At 74.6% G+C, this 1976-nt stretch carries 1 protein-coding gene; it reads left to right on the top strand.

Going from position 1 to position 1976, the window contains the following annotated elements; translation table 11 throughout:
- Window positions 1-1976 (top strand): polyketide synthase dehydratase domain-containing protein (locus tag AB0K25_RS31735; protein ID WP_357538592.1); only part of this gene is annotated, 1976 nt, incomplete at both ends.

Here is a 1976-nt window from a genome sequence, read left to right as displayed (position 1 = left end):
ACCACCCCCACCCCCACCGGCCACCAAACCCTCACCATCCACACCCGCACCACCACCACCTGGACCACCCACGCCACCGCCACACTCAGCCCCGACGAGCCCACCGTCCCGGCAGAGATCGGCATCTGGCCCCCAGCCGGTGAACCGGTCGACATCGACGCGCTCTACCCGCTGCTCGCCGCGAAGGGCTACCACTACGGGCCCTCGTTCCAGAACCTGCGCCGTGCCTGGCGTGCCGGTTCCGACGTCTACGCCGAGGTCGAGCTGCCCGACGACCTGCGCCCCGACGGTCACGCCGTGCACCCGGCGCTCGCCGACGCGGCCCTGCACGCGCTGATCGCCGTCGCCGTCGACGACCTCGGCACCGCGCCCCGCGTGCCGTACAGCTTCTCCGGCGTCGCCGTGCACGCCAACCTGGCCACGTCGGTGCGGGCCCGGCTCACCGCGATCGGCGACGGTGCGTACCAGGTGCTGCTGGCGGACCCGGCCGGGCACCCCGTGCTCTCCATCGACCGCCTCGACCTGCGCGACCTGGACCCCGCCACGCTGCCCGTCGCCGCCGCGCCCGGCACCGAGCTGCTGCACCGCCTCGACTGGCAGGAACTACGCGCGGACGCCGCGCCGCCGGCCGACCCGGCGGGCTGGGCCGTCCTCGGTACGCCCGGACCGGCGCTGCACGGCGCGCTGCCCGGCCTGCGCCAGGTGCCGGACCTCGCCGCCCTGCTCTACGATGAGCTGCCCGACGTGGTCTTCCTGTCCTGCCGCACCCCACGCCCGGACGAGACGCCCGCCGACGCCCCGGCCGCCACCACCGACGATCCGGTCGCCGCCGCACACGAGTTGACCGAGGCGCTGCTGCACAGCCTCCAGCAGTGGCTCGCCGAGGAACGGTTGGCCGGCACCCGACTGGTGATCACCACCGAAGGTGGGGTCGCCGCGCACCTCGCCGACCAGATCGCCGACCTGGCCGCCGCCGCGTGCTGGGGGCTCACCCGCTCCGCGCAGGCCGAACACCCCGACCGGTTCGTGCTGCTCGACCTGGACGGACGCCCGACCGACCCGTCGGTGCTGGCCGCCGCGCTCGCAGCCGCCGAACCGCACCTCGCGGTGCGCTTCGGCGTGGCGTACGTCGACCGGCTGGTCCGCTGCGCCGACGACCCGGCGCGGCTGACGCCCCCGGACGAGAACTGGCGGTTCGGCACCACCTCCGCCGGCACCCTGGCCAACGTCGCCATGGTCCCGGCACCCGAGGCGCTGCGCCCGCTACGCGACGGCGAGGTGCGGGTACGCACCCACGCCACCGGCCTGAACTTCCGCGACGTGCTCATCGCGCTGGGCAGCTACCCCGGTGAGGCGCCACTGGGCAGCGAGGGCGCGGGCGTGGTCGTGGAGACCGGTCCCGGCGTGACCGGACTCGACCCGGGCGACCGGGTGATGGGCCTCTTCTCCGAGGGCACCGGCCCGCTCGCGGTCTGCGACCACCACCTGCTCACCCGTACCCCCGACCACCTCAGCGACAGCCAGGCCGCGGTGCTGCCGATCGCCTACCTCACCGCCATGTACGGCCTCGGCGACCTCGCCGGCCTGCGGGCCGGGCAGTCCGTCCTGATCCACACCGCCACCGGCGGGGTCGGGATGGCCGCCCTGCACTACGCCCGGCACCTCGGGGCCACCGTGCACACCACGGCCAGCATCGGCAAGCAACCCACCCTCAGCGCGCTCGGTGTGCCCGACTCCCACATCCACGACTCCCGCACCACCGCGTACCGGGAGGGGATAGCGGCGGTGGCCCCGCAGGGGGTCGACGTCGTGCTCAACAGCCTGACCCAGGCGCACGTCGACGCGGGACTGGCACTGCTGGCCCAGGGGGGCACCTTCCTGGAGATCGGCAAGACCGACATCCGCGACCCGCACACCGTCACCACCACCCACCCCCACCTCACCTACCAGCCCTACGACCTCCTCGACGCCGGACC

This window comes from Micromonospora sp. NPDC049257, assembly GCF_040678915.1.
Classification (GTDB): domain Bacteria; phylum Actinomycetota; class Actinomycetes; order Mycobacteriales; family Micromonosporaceae; genus Micromonospora; species Micromonospora antibiotica.
Note: the sequence above shows the minus strand (reverse complement) of the source record. Positions and strands in the feature narration are given on the sequence as shown.